Source organism: Candidatus Babeliales bacterium (assembly GCA_035288105.1).
In the GTDB taxonomy this organism is placed as follows: Bacteria; Babelota; Babeliae; order Babelales; family Vermiphilaceae; genus SOIL31.
Window position 1 is genome coordinate 1 of sequence record DATEAY010000004.1, and the last position, 4,461, is coordinate 4,461.

Here is a 4,461-nt window from a genome sequence, read left to right on the forward strand (position 1 = left end):
AGTGTTTTACGCAGCCGTAGGCAGAGTAAAATGTATCGAAGGGTAGTTCTTTAAGGTAATTAATCTTTAAAACGCCTAAAGGTTTCTCCAATATAATACCCTTCGATACATTTTTGAGGACAAAAACACTCAGGGCGAACGAAATGGGGAACTCTGCACGTATTTGCATCAAAACTCAACAAAACCTAAGGCCCAGAAATGAAAATAAAACAAATTTTACACGTTGTGTGGTCTAAAATAAGCGGAAACCCAGTAAATGAAAAATTAGGCTTTACGTGTTGTTTTTGTAATAAATCGATAATGTCTCTTGATCGATATCCTGCTGATCTTAATGTTATAGTTAATATTGATAAACCAAAAGAACAACAACATGATCAGTTTTTCTTTTGTCATACAGAGTGTTGTAAAAAAAAATTACATGAAAATGTGAAGCCTCTTTTTATTTTGGATAGAATTAATGATTAAAAAACAAATCAATTTAGAGACAAAACAAATATGGTAATAAATTTAGAAAGTAGTACATGAGTAATAAATTAAAAAATTGCTTTTTGCTATCTAATATCCAGAGTAAAATCATCAAACAAATTCTGTTGTGCTTTGTAGTTACCAACAAATGCAATCATTGCAGCATTATCAGTGCAATATGCGCGTGATGGGTGGAAAAAGGGGAGATTGTGTGATGCAGCAAATGTTTGCAAACGCTCAACAATATATTTATTACATGCAACACCGCCAACAAACGTAATTGCTTTAACTTCGGGATGCGCACTGAGCGCAAGTGCTAATTTTTGTGCAAAGATATCAGCTATGCACACGAGCAAGGAGCTTGCAACTTCTTTTTTGAGTTGTTCATCATCAGATCGCAAAAATGTTTTTGTTTTTAAATCATAAGCACCACGGTTTACAAGATCATACAACACCGCTGTTTTAAGACCAGAAAAACTGAAATCTAATGTTTTATGTTTTGATCTTGGATAGTTGTAGAAATCTTGAAAATTAACTTCGCGTGCAAGTTTTTCAATAACAGGCCCGCCAGGATAAGGCAAGTGCATCAATTTTGCGATTTTATCAAATGCTTCACCTGCAGCATCATCTTGTGTTTCACCAAGAACTTCGTAATCGCCAAAGTTTTTCATTAAATACAATGATGTGTGGCCTCCCGATGCAGTCAAACACAGATATGGGAATTGAACGTTATGTTCAATTCCCGTTGAAAACGCATGGCCTTCTAAGTGATTAACGCCAATTAATTTTTTGTTTTTTGCCCACGCAAGCGATTTTGCAAAACACACACCAACAAGTAATGATCCGGGCAAGCCTGGTTTGCTGGTAACTGCAACAACATCAATATCATCGAGTGTGATATCTGCTTGTTCAAGTGCTTGGCTGACAATCGGATTAATTTTTTCAAGTTGTGATCGTGATGCAAGTTCCGGCACAACACCGCCAAAATTTTTGTGCAGTTCAATTTGTGAGTACAGCGTGCTTGAAAGTAAACCATTTTCACTGTGGTAGACAGCTGCTGCTGTTTCGTCGCATGAAGTTTCAATGCCAAGAGTAATAAAAGATTTATACATCTTATTTTTCTTAATTGGGGTCCCCATATGTAACAGAGTGAAAGATGGGGTTTTTTATGTTATGAGATCCATAATAAGAATACGTTTTTTATCAGCGACCGTTTGTGTTTTGCGACGTGTTTGAGGATGGATTATTTTAGAATCGAGCGCGGTCAATTCTAATTTTATCAACGCTTCTTGAAAATCTTCTTCCGTTGTACCGAGCTCATCCGTTGCGTTATTAAGATACAGAGTAGGAAGCTCTACGGCTGAACCACCTTTAAAATCTTTAATCCATTCTGGGTAGCATTCAATAATAATTGCTCTATCTGGTATTTGTCCCGTTGCAGGCAGTTTTTGTTCCTTAACTTCCCAAGCATCATCAATAAAATCGAGTGAGTAGTATTTATAAGAAGCTTGAGGGTCTATTTTGAGGTAATCTACAGTATTTTGAAAGTCTTCTTGCTCTGGGAACTGTTTGAGTTGGAAATCAATCTTGGTTGGCGTAACAAGAACGTCAAAATGCCATTGATCATTGCTTTTTGGGATCTCAAACGTTATTTTTGGAGTTGAGGTTTCGTGAACTGTGGTGATAATTTGGGTTCCGCCATAGTTGATGTTTATCGGCACCAGGGTGGAGTTTCTCGTGAACTGAGCAGTAAAACCAAGCAGTGATGGGGCAGCTAATATGGGGGAGGCTGTTGAAAGAATAGCAAAAATAAGAGATAATGCTTTATAGGACGTTGTTTTTATTTTTTTCATTTGGCCCTCATTTTATGAGTTACAGAATGTCCTTATCGTCAGCAACTAGGATAACCGAAAGATTTTTTAATTTCAAATGATATGCTAATTCCCGTTTGAAAGGGTTTTATGATTCTTACACGTATTCATTCATTCCTACAGCGAATCGTTGCCTATGAACGCTCTCCGAGTAAATTGGCATTTACCTGTGCCCTTGGCATATATATTGGTATTTCGCCACTTATTGGTTTGCACACGGCAATGATCTTTTTGTTTGGATGGATGTTTGCGCTCAGTATTCCAGCACTTTTTGCTGTTTCGGTTATTATTCATAATCCTTGGACCATGGTTCCTATCTATTCCCTGGATCATTTTTTTGGGAAATGGTTATTTACGGTTCTTAATATAGACTACCTCCAATGGGACCCTGCATGGGTGGAAGCTTGTAATCTCTTTCTGAAAGAACATACGGGAATCACTGGCCTTTCTTTATCGGCCTTTTTGGTGGGAGGCAATTTGCTTGGTATAGGTATTAGTGTTATGCTGTACCCCGTTATGAAGCGGATTTTTACTCGATATTTAGTACAACCCGCCTTCGCTAAAGCTTCTGCGGGCAAGCAGCAATAAAGTGTTCGTATCCTTCGACAAGCTCAGGACGAACGGAATAAAAGAGAATATTTAAATAAGTTAAGATCAATATATTTTGGCCGTCTCGTATCTTTTTTTATGGAAATTTTTATTTAAAATAAGAGCTTGATAAAATAGTAGTACTTTTTCCCGTTCGTCCTGAGCTTGTCGAAGGATACGAACCAAAAAAAATTAAAAAATTCCAAAAACAAGCGTATGAAAATAATAGCTCAGAATAAAAAAGCATTTCATGATTACGATATTTTAGAAAAAATAGAAGCAGGCATTGTGCTGACCGGTGATGAAGTTAAATCATTACGAGCAGGCAACGTTTCGATGGTTGGTTCATTTGCTGCAATTCGTAATGGTGAAATGACGCTTGTTAATTGTCGTATTGCGCCGTATGAAAAGGCGTATCAAAAAGATGAAGACGCAGCCGTGCGTACGCGCGTGCTCTTGCTCCACAAACGTCAGACTTTAAAATTACTTGGTGAAATTGCCCAAAAGGGTGTAACTGTTGTACCGTTACGTTTTTATTTTAATGAGAAAAGTAAAATAAAAGTGGAATTGGGCATTGCAAAGCATAAAAAAGCACCGAGTAAGAAAAAAGAGCTCAAAGAGCGCGATATTAATAGAGAAACGTCTCGGGCTATGAAGGAAAGCCGCTCTTGATGGGACCATTTGTAATTATTTTCAGGTGTGACAAACTTATAACAAGTGATAATTATATGGTTTAATGACCTACTTTAGGGGTATTTTATGAAAAAAGTATTAGTTTTATTTTTGATGGCATCTGCAGTTCAAGGATCATTGTTGGCAGGTAATGATGGATCTTTATATGATGTGCTTGCTATGTGGTTAGGTGGTTATCCTAATTTGGAGAAACATTTTAAAAATTCAGAAACTACAAGAACGTGTATAGATGCTTCTAAGCCTTGGAATCGCTTATATAGTGCATTCACTATTAATAATAGATCTGATTGTCTCGCGTGTGATGATTTAAATGCAGAAATTTTTCATTTTCAACAAAACTTTTTGGAAGAGGTATGTATTAAGAAATCAATGAGTAAAGATGAATTTTGTTCAAAATATTTTAATGATAATCGTCTTAAGCATGAGCATAAAATAAGTGCAGTATTTGATCCTGTAAATTTGAAATCTGATTGTCGAGTCAAACAAGAATTGAATGCGTATCAAAATGCTTTGAAAGAAGCAACAAAAGATCTTTAAACATATTTGAGTTGATTATAAATAATTGCGGTTATTCTTGAAATATAGGATAGCCGCATTTTTATGTTACCCTTCGATGCACCCCTCCGGGGCACTCAGGGTGAGCGGATTTGGTAATTAGGTATTATTGACAAGGTTCGTGGCTTGGGTTACTATTTGAATAAATAAGGTCTATTCTTTGAAAATTCGGGGGCGTACTGGCTTCGACGTGTTGTCGGTCGCTTTGAGTGCATGTCGAGCGTTGATTGAGTGCTCGTTAAACAATTGGTCAAAACAATAAATGCAGAAACTAATGGTTTCTCTGCAT

Annotated in this window: 6 protein-coding genes and 1 other RNA gene; 5 read left to right on the forward strand and 2 right to left on the reverse strand. The window is 36.7% G+C overall.

What is annotated here, in order from left to right:
• Nucleotides 1-198 precede the first annotated feature (198 nt).
• Nucleotides 199-465: a hypothetical protein gene (locus tag VJJ26_00250; protein HLC06592.1), complete on the forward strand. Its 267-nt coding sequence runs from the start codon at nt 199-201 to the stop codon at nt 463-465.
• Nucleotides 466-551: 86 nt separating this feature from the next.
• Here the strand turns inward: VJJ26_00250 and tsaD are convergent, their stop codons facing one another.
• Complete coding sequence (gene tsaD / locus VJJ26_00255; protein ID HLC06593.1) at nt 552-1,577, reverse strand: tRNA (adenosine(37)-N6)-threonylcarbamoyltransferase complex transferase subunit TsaD; 1,026 nt, start codon at nt 1,575-1,577, stop codon at nt 552-554.
• Nucleotides 1,578-1,631: 54 nt separating this feature from the next.
• On the reverse strand, nt 1,632-2,318 hold the full coding sequence (locus VJJ26_00260) for a hypothetical protein (GenBank protein HLC06594.1): 687 nt from the start codon (nt 2,316-2,318) through the stop codon (nt 1,632-1,634).
• A 108-nt stretch (nt 2,319-2,426) separates the two neighbouring features.
• Here VJJ26_00260 and VJJ26_00265 point away from each other — a divergent pair, with 108 nt between their 5' ends.
• From VJJ26_00265 to ssrA, 4 genes are all read left to right on the forward strand, one after another.
• Complete coding sequence (locus tag VJJ26_00265) at nt 2,427-2,924, forward strand: DUF2062 domain-containing protein (GenBank protein ID HLC06595.1); 498 nt, start codon at nt 2,427-2,429, stop codon at nt 2,922-2,924.
• Between the two features lie 165 nt (nt 2,925-3,089).
• Nucleotides 3,090-3,596, forward strand: a complete 507-nt coding sequence (gene smpB, locus VJJ26_00270; GenBank protein HLC06596.1) for an SsrA-binding protein SmpB — start codon at nt 3,090-3,092, stop codon at nt 3,594-3,596.
• Between the two features lie 87 nt (nt 3,597-3,683).
• The gene (locus VJJ26_00275) at nt 3,684-4,154 is read left to right on the forward strand and encodes a hypothetical protein (protein ID HLC06597.1); all 471 of its coding nucleotides are present in this window, start codon (nt 3,684-3,686) and stop codon (nt 4,152-4,154) included.
• Nucleotides 4,155-4,342: 188 nt separating this feature from the next.
• Nucleotides 4,343-4,461: a transfer-messenger RNA gene (gene ssrA, locus VJJ26_00280) on the forward strand; the annotation flags it as partial.

Bases quoted from the DNA above. Each gene is read 5' to 3' on its own strand.
- VJJ26_00275 (HLC06597.1), top strand. From the start codon at position 3,684: ATGAAAAAAGTATTAGTTTTATTTTTGATGGCATCTGCAGTTCAAGGA.
- VJJ26_00260 (HLC06594.1), bottom strand. From the start codon at position 2,318: ATGAAAAAAATAAAAACAACGTCCTATAAAGCATTATCTCTTATTTTT.
- VJJ26_00250 (HLC06592.1), top strand. From the start codon at position 199: ATGAAAATAAAACAAATTTTACACGTTGTGTGGTCTAAAATAAGCGGA.
- VJJ26_00265 (HLC06595.1), top strand. From the start codon at position 2,427: ATGATTCTTACACGTATTCATTCATTCCTACAGCGAATCGTTGCCTAT.
- tsaD (HLC06593.1), bottom strand. From the start codon at position 1,577: ATGTATAAATCTTTTATTACTCTTGGCATTGAAACTTCATGCGACGAA.